12 protein-coding genes are annotated in these 16,757 nt (G+C 69.2%); 4 read left to right on the top strand and 8 right to left on the bottom strand.

What is annotated here, in order from left to right; genetic code table 11:
• Positions 1 to 2: 2 nt before the first annotated feature.
• The 7 genes from LGR69_RS05810 to LGR69_RS05840 form a co-directional block, all read right to left on the bottom strand.
• The gene (locus LGR69_RS05810; RefSeq protein ID WP_007557751.1) at positions 3 to 1,088 is read right to left on the bottom strand and encodes a sulfite oxidase; all 1,086 of its coding nucleotides are present in this window, start codon (positions 1,086 to 1,088) and stop codon (positions 3 to 5) included.
• Positions 1,089 to 1,166: 78 nt separating this feature from the next.
• Positions 1,167 to 2,150 carry a beta-propeller fold lactonase family protein gene (locus tag LGR69_RS05815; RefSeq protein WP_007557753.1) on the bottom strand — a complete coding sequence of 328 codons (984 nt, stop codon included), beginning with the start codon at positions 2,148 to 2,150 and terminating at the stop codon, positions 1,167 to 1,169.
• Between the two features lie 183 nt (positions 2,151 to 2,333).
• Positions 2,334 to 2,672, bottom strand: coding sequence for a c-type cytochrome (locus LGR69_RS05820; RefSeq protein ID WP_007557755.1), 339 nt, complete (start codon positions 2,670 to 2,672; stop codon positions 2,334 to 2,336).
• An 11-nt stretch (positions 2,673 to 2,683) separates the two neighbouring features.
• Positions 2,684 to 3,907 carry a molybdopterin-dependent oxidoreductase gene (locus tag LGR69_RS05825; RefSeq protein ID WP_007557757.1) on the bottom strand — a complete coding sequence of 408 codons (1,224 nt, stop codon included), beginning with the start codon at positions 3,905 to 3,907 and terminating at the stop codon, positions 2,684 to 2,686.
• 196 nt (positions 3,908 to 4,103) lie between these two features.
• Positions 4,104 to 5,243: an adenylate/guanylate cyclase domain-containing protein gene (locus LGR69_RS05830; RefSeq protein WP_007557758.1), complete on the bottom strand. Its 1,140-nt coding sequence runs from the start codon at positions 5,241 to 5,243 to the stop codon at positions 4,104 to 4,106.
• 101 nt (positions 5,244 to 5,344) lie between these two features.
• Positions 5,345 to 6,406 carry a YeiH family protein gene (locus LGR69_RS05835; RefSeq protein ID WP_047170696.1) on the bottom strand — a complete coding sequence of 354 codons (1,062 nt, stop codon included), beginning with the start codon at positions 6,404 to 6,406 and terminating at the stop codon, positions 5,345 to 5,347.
• Positions 6,407 to 6,589: 183 nt separating this feature from the next.
• Positions 6,590 to 7,204 carry a 2,3-bisphosphoglycerate-dependent phosphoglycerate mutase gene (locus LGR69_RS05840; protein ID WP_193375331.1) on the bottom strand — a complete coding sequence of 205 codons (615 nt, stop codon included), beginning with the start codon at positions 7,202 to 7,204 and terminating at the stop codon, positions 6,590 to 6,592.
• 1,694 nt (positions 7,205 to 8,898) lie between these two features.
• On the opposite strand from LGR69_RS05840, the gene LGR69_RS05845 reads away from it, so the two are divergent.
• The 4 genes from LGR69_RS05845 to LGR69_RS05860 all read left to right on the top strand — a co-directional run bounded on the left by LGR69_RS05845 (position 8,899) and on the right by LGR69_RS05860 (position 14,379).
• Positions 8,899 to 9,312, top strand: coding sequence for a hypothetical protein (locus LGR69_RS05845; RefSeq protein ID WP_230365444.1), 414 nt, complete (start codon positions 8,899 to 8,901; stop codon positions 9,310 to 9,312).
• A 77-nt stretch (positions 9,313 to 9,389) separates the two neighbouring features.
• Positions 9,390 to 9,797, top strand: a complete 408-nt coding sequence (locus LGR69_RS05850; RefSeq protein ID WP_230365445.1) for a FixH family protein — start codon at positions 9,390 to 9,392, stop codon at positions 9,795 to 9,797.
• Complete coding sequence (locus LGR69_RS05855) at positions 9,794 to 11,227, top strand: efflux RND transporter periplasmic adaptor subunit (RefSeq protein ID WP_230365446.1); 1,434 nt, start codon at positions 9,794 to 9,796, stop codon at positions 11,225 to 11,227. The genes LGR69_RS05850 and LGR69_RS05855 overlap by 4 nt, the downstream gene beginning before the upstream one ends.
• Positions 11,224 to 14,379, top strand: coding sequence for an efflux RND transporter permease subunit (locus LGR69_RS05860; RefSeq protein ID WP_230365447.1), 3,156 nt, complete (start codon positions 11,224 to 11,226; stop codon positions 14,377 to 14,379). Before LGR69_RS05855 ends, LGR69_RS05860 begins: the two co-directional genes overlap by 4 nt.
• Positions 14,380 to 14,628: 249 nt before the next feature.
• On the opposite strand, the gene LGR69_RS05865 is transcribed toward LGR69_RS05860, so the two are convergent.
• A complete protein-coding gene (locus tag LGR69_RS05865) occupies positions 14,629 to 16,626 on the bottom strand; it encodes a methyl-accepting chemotaxis protein (protein WP_230365448.1) in 1,998 nt (665 codons plus the stop codon).
• Positions 16,627 to 16,757 lie beyond the last annotated feature (131 nt).

A 16,757-nucleotide genomic window follows, 5' to 3' on the forward strand; every position in this document is an offset into this window, starting at 1 on the left:
GATCAGGCCACGGTGACCCGCACCCGGTGCCATGCGGCGCTAAGGTAGCCCTTGTAGTTCCAGGTGTCGTCGGGGGCGGCCGGCTGGGTCTGGCCGGCGGAGTCCCAGGCCCGCACCGCAAGTTCGTGCTCGCCGGCCGTCAGCTCGCGCTCGATCTCCCAGAATGTCCACGCGTAGGGCGCGTCGGCATCGCGGTCGATCCGGGCCTGCGCCCAGCTGCGGCCGCCATCCGTCGAGACGTCGACGCGGGCGACCGCGCGGTCGCTGGCGATGGCATAGCCGCGGATCGCGTGCCGGCCGGCCTTCAACGCCGCGCCGCGGGCGGGCTCGCAGATCGCGCTGTTGAGCGGCATCGCCTCGATGGTGATGCCGTGGGCGGGGTCCGCGGTCTCGGCCGTCACGTCGGGCGGAAACAGCTTGTAGTCGTCGGCCTGCATCGGGTTGTCGGAGGGCCGGTCCTGCACCGTGATCCGGGCGAGCCATTTCGGGCTGCGGATGCCGGCAAATCCCGGCACCACCACGCGCAACGGATGGCCGTGCTCGGGGGCGAGAGGCTCGCCGTTCATCGCGAAGGCAAGCAGCGTCTCGGGCGCCAGCGCCTTGGCGAGAGGGATCGAGGCGCCGAAGCGCGTGTCCGTGTCCGCGATCCGGTCGTGGCTCTCGAAGGCGACGTAGCGCTCTTCATCTGCATCGATGCCGGCCGCGCGCAGCACCTCGGCGAGCCGCACGCCGGTCCATTCCGCGTTGCCGATGGCACCGGGCGCCCACGGGTCACCGGAGACCGGCGCCACCGCCAGCATGTCGGCCCGTCTGTTGCCGGCGCATTGCATCACCGCCGTGACGGTGGCGTGCGCAAAGCGCGCCTTGAGTTCCGCGAGGGAGAGTTCGAGCGGCATGGTGACCATGCCATCTACCGTCAGGCGGTAGCTGTCGGCGTCGAGGTCCGGGATGTCGCCGTGGCTGCGGACGTAGAAGTCGGCCTGTTCGGTGAGGAACGCCGCCCGCAGGCGATCGAGCGGCGGCTCGGCGTTGTAGGGCGCCTTTCCGTGGACGATGAGGCGGTCCTTGCGCTGGAACAGGCGGAGCATGGGGTCTTTGTCCTGCGTACTTGACATGTCGACGACGAGAACGCGCCGGGGGCGATAAGGCCCCCGGCGCGCGTCGCCTCAGGGCTTCATTGTCGAGACCACCGCATTCTTCGCGCGATCGACCACGGCGACGCTGAGATCGCGGTTGAGGACGTAGGCGCGGGCGTTGTCGGCCGAGAACGCGATCGCCTGGCGCGGCTCGTTCAGGCCGGTCACCGTGGCGACAACCTTGAGGGTGCCGGTGTCGATCACTGAGAGTGAGTTGTCCTTGAGGTTGCCGGAATAGACGAAGCGACCGTCCGGTGTCAGTGCGGCTCCGTAGGGGTCCTTGCCCACCTCCACCTCGGAGGTGACTTTGCGGGCGGCGATATCGACCACGCCGATGGTATTGCGGCCGCTGTTGGCGGCAAACAGCGTCTTGCCGTCCTTGGTGATCGAGATGGCGCGCAGCTTGTCGAACCCAGCGATCTCGCCGGTGATCTTGTTGGTGGCGGTATCGACCAACGTGATTTTGTCGCCGAGGAAGTTCGTCACGAACACGGTCTTGCCGTCGGGCGACAGCTTCACGCCCTGGCGCGGCTGCGCGAAGCCGGGAATCACGGCATCTGCCAGCATAGTCTTGGTGTCGAACACGGTCAGCGTGCTCGCGGCCTCGTTGTTGACGTAGAGCTTGCCCCCGTCGGCCGAGAGCACGGTGCCGAAGACCCCGGGCCCGGCGGCGAGAACGCCGGCTTCCTTGCCGGTGGCGGTCTCGTAGACCGTGATCCGGCCGGTGCCGCTGTCGGAGACGTAGAAGCGGGCGCCGTCCGGCGCGAACACGATGTTGCGCGGCGTGACGAAGCCGTCGAGGCGGCGCAGCACCGTGCCCTTGGCGACGTCGTAGACGACGACGGCGCTCTCCTCGCTGTTCGATACAGCGGCGACGGTCCCGGCAGCGTTCAGCGCCAAGGCGTTGTTCTTGATCGCGCCGTCGAAACCAGCGGCGGACCCGGGCTGGCCCTGGGCGAGAAGCAAGGCAGCTCCGGCGAGGAAGGCGCGGAGACTGGTGCGGATATGGGTCATGAAGCGGGTCTCTTGGGCATGCGCGCTCGTTCGGCGGCCGGGGCCAGCCGTGCGGGCGGGTTCGAAATCGGATTGCGTCGTGCGGGACCGGTCCGGCCATGCATCGCCTTAAGGAGATGCCAGCGAGGGCGGTCTATTCCCCGAGGCCGGCGAAAAAACGCGGCGGCCTCGGGATTCGGGAGTTCAGGGGGTCGGCTTCAACGCCGTGAGGTAGTCGACGATGGTCTGCACGTCGGCCTGATCGACCGGAGCCTTGTAGATGTGGACCATCTTGTTCACGGTCTCGGTCCACTGCGCCTTCGTGAGCTTGGGCTGGGTCAACACCATCCCGGCCGAATGGCAGGCGAGGCAGTTGTTGTTGACCGCCTCGGCCCCGGGCCCGTCGGGGAAGATCCGGTCGGAGGTCGGCATCTCGATCGATTGCGAGGTGAAGCGCATCGGCTCGGGAGCCGGGGCGGCGAGCGCCACCAGGGGAGACAGTATGAGCGCGACGCTGAGGGCTGCAGAGCGGATCGGGGTCATGGCTGTTCTCCTCAAGCGGCCTGGAAGGACACGGTTTCTATACCGTTCTGCATGAAGCCGGCCCCGTTCCAGACCCGGTCCGTGGGCTGCGCGACGCCGTTGGTGTTGGTGCAGCGGACCTTCACCGTGTGGGTGCCGGCGGCCAACGCCGGCAGGCTGCCCTCGAAGCGGCGGAAGCTGTAGGGGCCCTCGTCCGCGCCGAGCTGTGCTGGAAACCACGTCGCGCCGCCGTCGCCGGAGAAGTCGACCGCCTTCACCCCGCAATCGCCGCCGAAAGCGATGCCGCGCAACGCCACCGGCGCGCCGGCCGTCACCTTGGCGCCATCCTGCAGGTTGGTGACGAACGAGCGCGGTACCATCTTGTTGATCGGCACCGTCTTGAAGCCGGTCTGGCCGGGCTTGATGTTGGCGCCCGGCACGTCCGGGATGCGGTAGGCGGTCTTCATCCAGTACTGGTCGTCGGGCTTGTCCAGCACCTCGATCTCCGACAACATCTTGACCCAGTAGGTCGAGTACCAGCCCGGCACCACGAGGCGAAGCGGGAAGCCGTTGAGAAGCGGCAATTGCTCGCCGTTCATCGCGTAGGCGATCATCACCTCACCGTCGTTGGCGTGGTCGAGATCGAGCGACTTCTTGAAGTCCGGCGCGTCGTCCACGACCGGCTCATCGAGGCCGCTGAAGCGCACCTGCACGGCACCGGCCTTCACCCCGGCCTTTTCGAGCACGTCCTTGAGGCGCACCCCGGTCCAGCGGGCGTTTCCCATCGAGCCGTTGGCCCATTGCGCGCCGGGAACCCGCGGCTCGAACAGCCCGCGGGAGTTGCCCGAGCACTGGTTGACCGCGGCGATCTCGAAGCGCGGCAGGCCGGCGATGGCATCGAGGGAGAGCGAGAGCTCCTTCTCGACATGACCGTGGACCTTGAGACGGAAGGTGCCGGCATCAACCTCGGTTGGGATCGAGGCCCAGTGCCAGCGCACGTAGAAGCGGTCGTTGGGGGTGAACACGCCCTCATCGAACACCGCAAACGGCGTCTCCAGCAGCGGCGGATGGGTACGCTGGAGGATCATCTCGCCCTTGCCGGGAAAGGCCGTCGTGAGATCCCGCACATCCGGGCCGCCGGGTAGCGGCAGCTTCACCGAGCCCGCGGCCCAGGCCGGCATCGCGGCGGCAAGGCTGCCGAGCCCGAGCCCGCCCAACAGGAGGCGGCGGTTCGTCGGTCTTTCCAATCCGTGCATCGTCTCTCCCTTCAAAGTTCGTCGGCGTCGATGCGTTCGAGGGCACCGGACCCGTGGCGATTCCTTGCGACTAGGGAGATGCTACGGGATGCGTTTAATTCCCACCAACGGTCTTTCGCGATGCGAACGATCTCCCAATGCGATGATTTGAGAATTTTGGATCTCCGCGCCGGTGGTGCCAGATATCGTCTCGACGTCAGACCGCCGGTGCTTCGACAGGCGCGGTCCTGCGACACCCGAACAAGGCGTGACGCTCGGCGAAACCGCGAAGGGCGACAATGCCGAGCGGTTCGAGGGCATGCGCCAGGCCGTGGAGGAAGGTGTCGGTGGCGATCAGCGGCGTGTCGTAGGTCTTGCACAGGCGCTCGACGCGAGCGAGCACGTTGAGATCGCGGCCGATCGCCGTGAAGTCGACCCGGTCGCCGCCGCCGATATTGCCGTAGGCGACCTCCCCAACATGAAGTGCGACGCCGACCTCAAAGGCAGCCCTGTCACCGTCGCGCAGGGTCGCAAGCGCATCGAGTGCGGCCTCGGCGGCACGCAAGGCGGCACGGCGCGCCTCGGCCTCGTCGCGATCGGCATCGAACACGGCCAGCAGCCCGTCACCAATATACTTTAGCACCTCGCCGCCTTCCGCCTCGACGGCCGGCACGATGGCATCGAACATCCGGTTGAGGGCGGCCACGACATGGTCGGGGCTTTGCCGGTCGGACAGTTCACCGAACCCGCGCAGATCGGTCAGCATCATCGCGGCCCGCATGAGGCGTACGTCGCCGCGCCGCACTGTGCCGGCCAGGATTTGCCGCGCCGGGTCGCGCCCGACATAGGCGCTCAGGACCGCGCCAAGCATGTCGTCGAGCGCCTTGATTTCGAACAGCAGCGAGAACGGCTCGACCAGCGCTAGCAACGTCTCGATCTCGATCGGCGTGAAGCCGCCCGGTCTCGCCGTGGCCCAGGAGGCGGCACCCATGCGTCCACGCGCGGCATGCAGCGGCGCGATGAGGTAGTCGGTCAGACCCTCGTTGCGAAGCTCGCCAAGCACGGGAAACGGCAGCGGCCCATCCCCGTCGAGACGGCATTGGAGTGGGGTCCGCGTCTCGACCACGTGCTCGACGGTGTTGCCGTGGAAGGTCGGCGTGCCCTCGATGCCGTGGCGGCGACGCAGGGCTAGGCTCGACGTTCCTGGATGCCAGACGCGCATCACCCACCGGAACGACGGATGCAGGGTCGGCGCGTGGGTGGTGGCGCGGGCCAGCGGCAGGCCAAGCCCCGAGAGGCACGCACTGAACCCATCGAGAAGGGCTGCCGCGTCCACCGCTTCGCGACCCGGCCCCATCAACCATCCCGTCGCCTGCGCGACTGCCTCGGATGAAGATTGGGACGAACGTGTCACGGCAATTCTTCCATCAAGGGGTCGGATCGATGCCATAGCGTGGATCAGACGAGGCCGAGCACATGGATCAGGCCGAGGCTGACGGCGCCGAGGGCAAGGAGCGAGGCGACCACAGCGAGGGTCACCCGCGCCCCGGCCTTGGCGACGCTGCGCACGTCGACCCCGAGGCCGAGTGCCGCCATCGAGACTACGGTCAGCACGTTGGCGGTCTCCGACATCGGCGCGAGCGCGACTTGCGGGATCAGCCCGGCCGAGCGGAGTCCCGCGAGCGCCAGGAAGGCGAGGATGAACCACGGCACCAGGCGGTGGATCGCGAGGCCGCCGGGGGCCGGGCGGTCGCCGGTTGTGACGCCGGGGGCGGCCTCGTCGGTCTCCTCGCGCAGCCGGCTCGCGCCGAGGGAGAGCATCAGAACGACCGGCCCGAGCATCAGCACCCGGACGAGCTTCACCAGGGTTCCGACCTGGACGCTGAGCGCCGCGACCGGCGCGGTGGCGGCGAGGACCTGCGGCACGGCGTAGACGGTGAGGCCGGCGAGCACGCCGTACTGCATCGGCGACAGGCCGAGCAGCGGCACCAGCAGCGGCAGGCCGAGCACCACCAGCACGCCCAGCACCGCGGTGAAGGCGATGGAGGCGGCGACGTCCTCGCCGTCGGCGCCGATCACCGGGGCGGTGGCGGCGATCGCCGAGTTGCCGCAGATCGAGTTGCCGCAGGCGACGAGGATCGCCATGCGCGAATGCAGTCCGAGCGCCCGGCCGATGCCGTAGCTCGACAGGATCGCGACCACGACGACGCCCGCGATGCCGAAGAGCAGGCCCGGGCCGGCGGCGAGGATCGTCGCGAGGCTGAGCGACGCGCCTAGCATTACGACCGCGATCTCCAGCACGGTCTTGGCCCCGAAGGCGATGCCGGGAAAGAAACGCTGCGACGGGGTCCAGGCGGTGCGGATCGCGCTCCCGAGGAGGATCGCCAGCACCAGGGCTTCGAGCCAAGCGCGACCGAACAGGTGCGTCTCGACGGCTTCGAAGCCGACCGCTGCGGCGGTAACTGCCACGCAGAGGCCCAGTCCTGGAAGGATGGCTCTCGTGCCGGCCAGGGCACGCATCGATCGAGGGTGGGAGACAAGTCTGGGGGCGGACATGGGTGGCTCCGATGTGATGCCGGAGAATCCCACTTCCCTTTCATTCACTCCAACGGAATGATTAGATAATTCCAATCACTTAATTAGATCAAATGGGGATCCCTTCGAAGCGTGAGGCGACCCATTCTTGGGGGCCTACAGGCGGATTCAACCGTCGATCCAGCGGGCCTCGATCGTCGTGTCCGCAGCAAACTCATAGATCCTGACGGAGCCCGTCGCGAGTTCGAGTTGCTCGACCTCCGCCGGGCTGAGGTCGTCGAGCGCCATAACGAGCGCCCGCAGGCAATTACCGTGGGCGACGACGAGCACGTCCCCGCCCATGACCGCCGGTAGGATGGATCGGAGGTAGCATGGCACGATGCGGGCGACGGTATCGCGCAGGCTCTCACCGTTCGGCGGCGCCTCGGCGTAGGAGCGCCGCCAGGTCTCGATCCGCTCCGCCCCCCAGCGCGCATCGGCGGCGGTCTTGTCGAGCCCGCTGAGGTCGCCGTAGTCTCGCTCGTCGAGCGCGGCGAAGCGTTGAGGGATTAATCCGGGTTGCCCGAGCGTATCGAGGATAAGCCGGCCGCTCACGACGGCCCGCGTCAGCGTCGAGGTGAAGGCATCGGAAAAGCGCCAGCTGCGCTCGGCCAAACGCCGCCCGGCTGCCACGGCTTCTATCCGACCCTGCTCGGTCAAGGGCGAGTCCAGCAATCCCGTGAACAGACCGGATCGGTTGGCTACGCTCTGGCCATGCCGGACCAGCACGAGACGTCGCGTGATTGGGGCTTTGCGATCGTGAATCACTCTGTCTCCCAAGGCAACGCACTTTCGCGTCGGTCGCATCGCCTCTGATGAAAACGGCATCCGGCTTTAACGAACTTCGACCCTGAGATGGGTTGGACCGTCCATCCGGAGACGGCGATTCATCCTAGGTCCGCTTTAGAACGTCTTGCGACCGAAAGCAGCCAAGCTGCTTCCCACCCATGCCAGCCCTAGGGATAGCTCACGTAGCATCTCGAACGTAGCGCGCCCCTACACCATCGCGGAGTGCATGGAGGTTATGGCCTGAACCGACCGGCGGAAGCGTAGAGGCTTGGGACCGCGGACTTGATCCTTGATGCGGCCCTCTCAACCGTCGCCGGAAACGAGCTTCTGCGCGGTCTTCCCGAAGGTGCAGACAAGCACCACCCCCCAAAGGCATCGAGGTGACACTGACGGCATCCCCCGCGTTAGGTCTATTCGACCGACCTACGGCGTGAACTCGTCATCCGCCCATCAGGTGACGTCGCGGACCAAGCCTGAAGTCCCGGGCTCCGGTCTGGCGCCTTCTGCCGGCTTTAGACCCGCGGGGCATCCGCTTGTCGCCTAGTGCGGTGCCGGCGCCCGGGCGTGAGCCGTCGCCAGCCAGCTGCGCAGCGCGTCCGGGTTGATCCACTCCGCCTCCATGGCCGCGGTGAGAGCCGAAGCTTAAGCGCTGGCAGCCATTTGACAGGAAAAGGAGCGACCGTACGTCACCATCGACCTTATCGACCGCCACCTTCACCACGACCGGGCGCCACCATTGGCCCGACATAGTTTTGCCTTTCCCGGTGGCCGGTTCGCCGGGAAACCCGTGATGTCGCGGGGGGCGAGCCGTGGCACTCACAGGGCCTAACCGCCAACCCCGGACGATGCCACGAATTTGCTGCCCGGGTTATGGAGCGGTCGGGGTGGCCGACGGAGAAGAGGTGGTTGTGACGCTGTCGACGGGCCTCCGTCAGCTGACCCAGCTCACCGAGCGGATGCGAGGGAAGGAAAGCCCGACGTCCCGTCGGCGTGGAAGCAAGGTCGGTGGCGTGCCGGAGGATAGGTGTGCGTGGCTGTCGGGCGCAGTTGCTCGGTGCTGAAACAGTTTTCCATCGAACTTTAATGATTTACACCCATATGGTTTGATCTGCCGCCCGCTGAGATCCGATCTGGCGCCAACAGAGGTTCTATCTTCGAGTTCGGCGGCGTGCTCATCGATGTGCGCCTTGATGCAGGCAGCTGAGCATCCTCGTGGACCGATCTTCGAGCCGTGTAGGCCCAGCCAACCGGGAGTCGGGTGTTTGATGGCGCAGAGGCGTAAAAGTCGGCTCTTTGTTGGCGCGAAGTCGGGCTTAGAGTGCTTGGCGCTGACGCTAAAGGGTTGATATTGTTGAGGGGGTAGTCGCGCGTTATCTGACGTCCTAGACCCTTCTCAACGATTGAGAACCACTCGGCCCGGAGACCGGCGGTGCCACCGCATGGGATCTCTGGGTAGCCGTTCACGACCCGTCCGCCACCTTATGTCCGCGGCCGCGATCCTCGGCACCGTCGTGCGCTGGCCTAGGTCCACCGGGAGGCCTCCGACCATCCCGCCGGGCTCGATCGCCGCGGCAGGGAGGCGAGCGCTCGATCGTGCTGGGCCAAACCGCGCGCTTCCACGCGACCGCGAAAGCTGGCATCCTAGGCCCGTGATCCTCTGGTTGGCCCTTCGGCGGCTGCTTCCGCTTCTGGCGGTTCTGAGCCTTGCCCTGACGCCGGTCGCCGCGCCCGCGGCGGTCGCCGGCATGCATGCGCCGATGGCCCAGGAGGCCGCGGCGCCGCATGGGCACGACCACGGGATGGCCATGGCCGAGGACGCCATGGCGGCCAGGCCGTGCTGCCCGCCCGAGGCGGCGCTGGCCGATCAGCCGGCGGATGGCGCCAAGGGCTGCCTCAAGGGCTGCCCGCTGATGGCCCTGTGCCTGGGCAGCCTCGCCTCCCTGCCGCCCTCCGGGATCGGCCTGCCGATGCCCCGCGCCGCTGGGGCGACCGCCTTCGCGCTCAGCGCCGAGGGGTTCGCCAGCGTCACCGGGACACCGCCGCCCGAGCCGCCCCGAGCCTGAACCCGATGAAGCGGGCCGCCGCGCCCGCGTGAGGCCGCACGCCCGTGCGGCCGGCCATCGTGTTCAGGAGATTCTGCGTGACCCTTCATTCTGTTGCCCAATCCTGGGCGCGCGCCTGCGCGGCCGCGCTCGTCGGCGTCGCCTTGACGGTCCCAGCCCGGGCCGCATCCGCGGATTACCGGTTCGAGCTCGTCACCCAGGAGGCCAAGGTCGGCGAGGCCGTCCTGACGGTCCGCCTGGTCGACACGCGCAGCGGCCAGCCGGTCACCAATGCGGTGATCTTCGCCAAGCGCATCGACATGGCCCCCGACAGCATGGACGAGATGACCTCGACCCTGGCGCAGCTCCCGTCCACGGAGCCGGGCCTCTACCGGTTCAAGACCAAGCTCACCATGGCGGGCGGCTGGCGGCTGTCGCTCGGGGCCAAGGTCCAGGGCGAGACCGGCACGGTGAGCGACAGGCTCGTCTTCCGGGCCGTGCCGTGAGCCGCGCGGCCTGGCTGGCAGGGACCCTCGCCGCCCTGGCGGCGGGGGGCGCCGGCTACGGGGCGGGGCGCATGGGCGGCCCCGATCCGATCCCGCTCTTCGCGCGGGCCTGGGCGGGCTTCGCCGCCGGGCCGGAGGCCCCGCCGGAGGCCGCCACCGGGCCGGTGGTCTATTACCAGGATCCGGACGGCAAGCCGGTCTACTCGCTGTCGCCGATGATGACCGAGGACGGGCGCCTGTTCCGGGCCGTCCAGGCCAGCGAGGATCTGCGCTTCGACCGGCCCGCCGCCGAGGACGGTTCGGGTCAGGCCGGGCCGGGGGCGGGCGACGGGCCCAAGAATTCCGGCCGGACGGTGCGCTACTACCGCAACCCGATGGGCCTGCCCGACACCTCGCCGGTACCCAAGAAGGACTCGATGGGGATGGACTACATCCCCGTCTATGACGGCGACGATCCGGACCCGAGCACCGTCATGGTCTCGCCGGGCCGGGTCCAGCGCACCGGCGTGCGCAGCGCCGTGGTCGAGCGCCGGGTCGTGTCCCGGCCGGTCCGGGTGCCCGGCACCGTGGCCCTCGACGAGCGCCGGGTCACCGTGGTGGCGACCCGGGCCGACGCCTATGTCGACCATGTCGAGGACGTCACCACCGGCGACCGGGTCCGGCAGGGGCAGCCCCTGGTCTCGGTCTACGCGCCGGAGATCAACGCCGCCGCCGCGCAGCTCATCGCCAATCCGGGCTTCGACGGCGCCCGCCGGCGCATCCGCAACCTCAACGTCTCGGAGGCGGTGATCGCCGAGATGGAGCGGACCCGGACGGTGCCCCGCGCCATCACCTGGGCCGCGCCCCGCGACGGGCTGGTGCTCGAGCGCCGGGCGGTGGAGGGCATGAAGGCCGCGGCCGGCGACACCCTGTTCCGGATCGCCGACCTGTCGCGGATCTGGGTCCTGGCCGACGTGCCGGAGCACGATCTCGCCGGCATCCGCGTCGGCCAGGCTGCCACCGTGCGGGTACCCGGCCGCAGCCTCACCGCCCGGGTGGAGGTGATCTACCCGCAGGTGAACCGGGAGACCCGTTCGACCCGCATCCGCATCGAACTGCCGAACCCGGACGGGCTGCTCCTGCCCGACATGTATGCGGATGTGGAGATCGCCACGGGCGCCACCGAGCCGGTGGTGGCGGTGCCCGAAGGGGCGGTGATCGAGACCGGGTCGCGCCAGGCGGTGCTGATCGATGGCGGGGAGGGCCGGTTCGCGCCCCGGGCGGTCGAGATCGGGCGGCGCGGCGACGGCTATGTCGAGATCCGCGCGGGCCTCAGGGCCGGCGAGCGGGTCGTCACCGCGGCGAATTTCCTGATCGACGCCGAGAGCAACCTGAAGGCGGCGCTGGCGAGCCTCGCCGCCCCGCCGACGGACGGGGAGGGCGGCCGATGATCGCCCGGCTGATCGCCTGGTCGGCGCGCAACCGCGTGCTCGTTCTGATCGGCACCGTCTTCGCGGTGGCGGCGGGATTCCAGGCCCTGCGCACCCTGCCGCTCGACGCCATCCCCGACCTCTCGGACGTGCAGACCATCGTCTACACCGAGTATCCGGGCCAGGCCCCGCAGGTGGTCGAGGACCAGGTCACCTACCCGCTGACCACCGCCATGCTGACCGTGCCGCGGGCCAAGGTGGTGCGCGGGGTCTCGATGTTCGGGGTCTCCTTCGTCTACGTGATCTTCGCGGACGGCACCGACCCGTACTGGGCGCGCTCGCGGGTGCTCGAATATCTCAACGGTCCGGCGAGCCGCCTGCCCGCCGGGGTGATCCCGACGCTGGGGCCCGACGCCACCGGGATCGGCTGGGTCTACCAATACGTGATCCAGGCCCGGCAGCGGACGCTGGCCGAGCTGCGCTCCCTGCAGGATTGGGTCGTCCGGTTCGCGGCCTCGCGCGGGGAGGGCGTCGCCGAGGTCGCCCCGGTGGGCGGCTTCGTCAAGCAGTACAGCGTCGTGGTCGACCCGAACCGCCTGCGCGCGCAGGGCATCAGCCTGAACCGCCTGCGCGACGCCATCCGGGCGAGCAACGCCGATGTCGGCGGCCGCACGGTCGAGCTGTCCGAGTTCGAGGTGGTGGTGCGCGGCCGGGGCTACCTCAAGAGCACCCAGGATATCGGCGCCGTCGTGCTCAAGACCGATGCCGGCACGCCGGTGCGGGTGCGCGACGTCGCCCGGGTGGAGATCGGGCCCGACGAGCGACGCGGGATCGCCGAGCTCGACGGGGCGGGCGAGGTCGCCGGCGGCATCGTCGTGCAGCGCTTCGGCGCCAACGCCCGCGCGGTCATCGCGAGCGTCAAGGATCGGCTGGCCGAGATCGCCAGGAGCCTGCCCTCGGGAACCGAGATCCTGCCGGTCTACGACCGGTCGCAGCTCATCGACGCGGCGATCGCCACGCTGACCCACACCCTGGTCGAGGAATGCGCGATCGTCGCCCTGGTCTGCCTGGTGTTCCTGCTGCACCTGCGCAGCGCGCTGGTGGCGATCCTGATGCTGCCGGTCGCGATCCTGATGGCGTTTTCGGCCATGCGGGCGCTCGGGCTCAGCGCCGACATCATGAGTCTGGGCGGCATCGCCATCGCGGTCGGGGCGATGATCGACGCCGCCATCGTGATGATCGAGAACGCCCACAAGCACCTGGAGCGCGCGCCCCCGGATCGGCCCCGGGCCGAGATCCTGGTCGGGGCCGCCGCCGAGGTCGGGCCGTCGCTGTTCCTGTCGCTCCTGGTGATCACGGTCTCGTTCCTGCCGATCTTCACCCTGGAGAGCCAGGAGGGCCGGCTGTTCGGGCCGCTCGCTTTCACCAAGACCTTCGCGATGGCGGCGGCCGCGCTGCTGTCGGTGACCCTGGTGCCGGCGCTGATGATCCTGTTCGTGCGCGGCCGGATCGTGCCGGAGCACCGCAACCCGGTGAACCGGCTGCTGGTCGGGATCTACCGGCCGCTGATCGCCGCGGTGCTGCGGGCCCGGATCCTGACGCTCCTCCTGGCGCTCGGGGTTCTCGCCGCCACGATCTGGCCGGCCCGCCAGCTCGGCTCGGAATTCATGCCGGAACTCAACGAGGGCACCCTGCTCTACATGCCCACCACGCTGCCGGGCCTCTCCGTCACCAAGGCGGCCGAGCTGCTGGCGACCCAGGATCGGATCATCAAGACGTTTCCGGAGGTCGCCTCGGTCTACGGCAAGGCGGGACGGGCCGGCACCGCGACCGATCCGGCGCCGCTCGAGATGTTCGAGACGATCATCCGCCTGAAGCCCCCGGAGGCGTGGCGGCCCGGCGTGACGCTGGCGAGCCTGCGGGCCGAGATGGACAAGGCGCTGCAATTTCCCGGCGTGTCCAACGCCTGGACCCAGCCGATCCGCGCCCGGATCGACATGCTGGCCACCGGCATCCGCACCCCCGTGGGCGTCAAGCTGTTCGGCCCCGATCTCGCCGCCCTGGAACCGGTCGCCCGGGCCGTGGAGGCGGCGATCCGCACGGTTCCGGGCACGACGAGCGCCTATGCCGAGCGGGTCATGGGCGGCACCTTCCTCGACGTCACCCCGGACCGGGAGGCGCTCGGCCGCTACGGGCTCACCGTCGGCGACGTCCAGGACGTGGTCGCTACGGCGCTCGGCGCGGCCACCGTCACCACCACCGTGGAGGGCCGCGAGCGCTACGGCGTCACCGTGCGCTACCCGCGCGCTCTCCGGTCCGACCCCCAGGCCATCGCCAACGACGTCCAGGTGGCGCTGCCCGCCGGCGGGACCGTGCCGCTCGGCGCGGTCGCGTCGATCCAGCTCGCGCGCGGGCCGACCGCGATCCGCACCGAGAACGGACGGCCCGTCCTCTACCTCTACGTCGACATCGCCGGGCGCGACCTCGGCGGCTATGTCGGGGAGGCGCGGGACGTGGTGGCGCGCGCCGTGCCGCTGCCGGAGGGGATGACGCTGCAGTGGAGCGGCCAGTTCGAGGCCCTGGAGCGGGCCGAGGCCAGGCTGCGGCTCGTCGTGCCGGCGACCCTGATGGTAATCGTCCTGCTGCTCTACCTGGTGTTCCGCCGCGTGACCGAGACGCTGATCGTCCTGCTGTCGCTGCCCTTCGCGCTGGTGGGCGGCGTCTGGCTGATGTGGGCGATGGGCTTCCACCTCTCGGTCGCGGTGGCGGTGGGGTTCATCGCCCTGGCCGGCGTCGCCGCCGAGACCGGGATCCTGATGCTGGTCTATCTCGACCAGGCGCTCACCGAGCGGCGCAGCGAGGCCGCGCGGGCCGGGCGCCCCCTCACCCGGGAGGACCTGCGCGCCGCCATCATGGTCGGGGCGGTGGAGCGGGTCCGCCCGAAGATGATGACCGTGGTGGCGATCATGGCCGGCCTGGTGCCGATCCTGTGGAGCACCGGCGCGGGGTCCGAGGTGATGCAGCGGATCGCCGTGCCGATGATCGGGGGCATGGCCTCCTCGACCCTCCTGACCCTGATCGTGATCCCGGCGGTCTACGCCCTGATCAAGGGCCGAGGCCTGCCCGCGGAGGCCGAGCTGGCGGCTGCGGAGCCGGTCCGGGCCGCGGCGTGACCGCGATGCAGGCGGAGTGGGGGCCGGAGCCGGGCGCGTCTCCCCCTGCGGGCCCGCGGAGTCACACATCGGGTCCGGCCGCCAGCCTGTGAAGCACACCGCGCTTTCCCCTCCCGGCAAAGCGGAGGCGGGAAGGCGGCGCCTCGCCCCGCGCCATGTGTGGACATCGCAGCCGACAGAGGGGCGGGGAAAGGCGTGATGTTTCAGTGACCTAATCTGGAACGGCCCACCGGATGAAGACGCCGGCCTTCAGGCCGCCTGGATGTCCCGCAGGAAGTCGTCGACCTCCCGCTTGACCTTCAGGGATTGCGCGGCCAGCTCGGCGGCGGCGTTCAGCACCTGCGCGGCGGCGCTGCCGGTCTCGGCCGAGGAGGCCAGCACCCGCGCCACGTTGGACGACACGTCCTGCGTGCCCCGGGCCGCCTCGCCGGCATTGCGCGAGATCTCGCTGGTCGCGGCGGTCTGCTGCACCACCGTCGAGGCGATCGCCCCGCTGATCTCGTTCACCGTCGCGATGGTGCGGGCGATCTGCTCGATCGCCTCCGCGGCCTGGCCGGTGGCCATCTGGATCGCCGCGATCTGGCCGCCGATCTCCTCGGTGGCGCGGGCCGTCTGGCCGGCGAGCTCCTTCACCTCGGCCGCCACCACGGCGAAACCGCGCCCCGCGTCGCCGGCGCGCGCCGCCTCGATCGTGGCGTTCAAGGCCAGCAGGTTGGTCTGCCCGGCGATCCCGGAGATCGTCGTCACCGCCGCGCCGATCTGCTCGGCGGCCATCCGCAGGCTGGCCATGGCGGCGTTCGTGGTCTCGGCCTCGTGGGACGCATGGCCGGCGACCTCGTTGGAGCGGATCACCTGCCGCTCGATCTCTTGCAGCGACGAGACCATCTCCTCGGCGGCCGCCGCCACGGTCTGAACATTGGTCGAGGCCTGCTCGGCGGCGGCGCTGGAGGCCACCGCCTGGTTGTTGGTGTCGTCGGCGACCTGGGTCATCGAGCGCGCCGTGGCGTCGAGTTCGTCGGCGGCCCCGGTGACGATGTCGAGCGAGGCCGCGACGTTCTGCTGGAAGGTCCTGACCAGCTGGTCGACCCGCTCGACCCGGCTGAGGCGGGCGGCCTGCTCGGCGGCCTGGGCGGCCTCCAGCTCGGCCCGGGCGATGGCGTTCTGGCGGAACACGTCCACCGCCTTGGCCATGGCGCCGATCTCGTCGTTGGCGTCCTGGGACGGCACCGCCACGCTGGTGTCGCCCTCGGCCAGGCGCTTCATCGCCCCGGTCATGGCGGTGACCGGCCGGACGATGCTGCGGGCGATCAGGAAGGCCAGCAGGCAGCCGAGCATGCCGGCCACGCCGATCAGGCCGATCTGCACCCACCAGGCATACGCCACTGTTGTGGTCGTCTCGCGGGCGATCTTGTCGACCGCGACGTTAAGCAACTCGCGCACCTTGCGGAGGAGCTGATCGATCGCCTCCATGTGCGGCTTGATGCCGGTCTCGAACACCGTCCTCGCGGTCTCCATCGCCCGGACGGTCACGTCGAAATTGCGGGCATAGGCCTCGAGCGCCTCGGCGACGGCCTGGACCTGCGGCGCGAAGGCGGTGGTCCCTTCGGCCGCCTTGAACGCCGCAAGCGCGGCCTTGGCCTTCTCGACATTCGTGGCGAAGGTCGCCGGTCCCTTCGGGTCGAAGGTGGCGAGGAACCGCCAGTTGGCGACGCGGACCAGCAGGATGGCGCTCTCGACGCTCTGGGCCTCGCCGAGCGTCGCGCCCCCGGCCTGCGCGCGCACCGCCGCCACCAGGACTTTCGTCGCCTGGGTCAGGGTGTCGCCACCCGTGAACAGGGCGTCCTTGGCCGCGCTCAGGCTGGCGCCGGCGGCAGCCAGGCGATCCAGCTCCGGCTTCAGCGCCCGGGCGTGATCGCGCGTTCCCGTGTAGAGCCGCCGCCCCTCGTCCGAGATCGCCAGGGCGCTCAGCTGGTCAGCGATGTCCTCGGCCTCGCGCCGAACGGGCTCCAGGGCGGCGATCCGCTCGGGCTTGGGCGTGACCTGGTTCTGCTCGACTTCGCCGGCCAGCTTTACCGCCAGGCTGTTCAACGTGAAGACCTGGCGGGCGATCATATCCAGTCGACCCCGCAGCGTGTATTGATCGTTGACGACGCCTTGTTGATAGAAAGAATAAACTCCAACAACGCCGCCAAGCAGCATCATAATTATAAACCCGGCATAGATCCGGAAGCTAATTCCAAATTTCATCACAAGAATCCCGACAAATTGCCAACTCGACTTCCCATATCGCAATCAAGAATGTCATACCAGCTTTGACATGTGTCAACACCCGCATACATTCTGGCGCAATCATCGTTCATATTTGAATGATCGATCAA

Origin of the sequence: Methylobacterium brachiatum (assembly GCF_020523825.1) — a bacterium.
GTDB classification, from domain to species: domain Bacteria; phylum Pseudomonadota; class Alphaproteobacteria; order Rhizobiales; family Beijerinckiaceae; genus Methylobacterium; species Methylobacterium brachiatum.

Excerpts from the sequence above, each read along its gene's own strand:
- LGR69_RS05810 (WP_007557751.1), bottom strand. The coding sequence starts at position 1,088 with ATGCTCCGCCTGTTCCAGCGCAAGGACCGCCTCATCGTCCACGGAAAG.
- LGR69_RS05815 (WP_007557753.1), bottom strand. The coding sequence starts at position 2,150 with ATGACCCATATCCGCACCAGTCTCCGCGCCTTCCTCGCCGGAGCTGCC.
- LGR69_RS05820 (WP_007557755.1), bottom strand. The coding sequence starts at position 2,672 with ATGACCCCGATCCGCTCTGCAGCCCTCAGCGTCGCGCTCATACTGTCT.
- LGR69_RS05825 (WP_007557757.1), bottom strand. The coding sequence starts at position 3,907 with ATGCACGGATTGGAAAGACCGACGAACCGCCGCCTCCTGTTGGGCGGG.
- LGR69_RS05830 (WP_007557758.1), bottom strand. The coding sequence starts at position 5,243 with ATGGGGCCGGGTCGCGAAGCGGTGGACGCGGCAGCCCTTCTCGATGGG.
- LGR69_RS05835 (WP_047170696.1), bottom strand. The coding sequence starts at position 6,406 with ATGCGTGCCCTGGCCGGCACGAGAGCCATCCTTCCAGGACTGGGCCTC.
- LGR69_RS05860 (WP_230365447.1), top strand. The coding sequence starts at position 11,224 with ATGATCGCCCGGCTGATCGCCTGGTCGGCGCGCAACCGCGTGCTCGTT.
- LGR69_RS05865 (WP_230365448.1), bottom strand. The coding sequence starts at position 16,626 with ATGAAATTTGGAATTAGCTTCCGGATCTATGCCGGGTTTATAATTATG.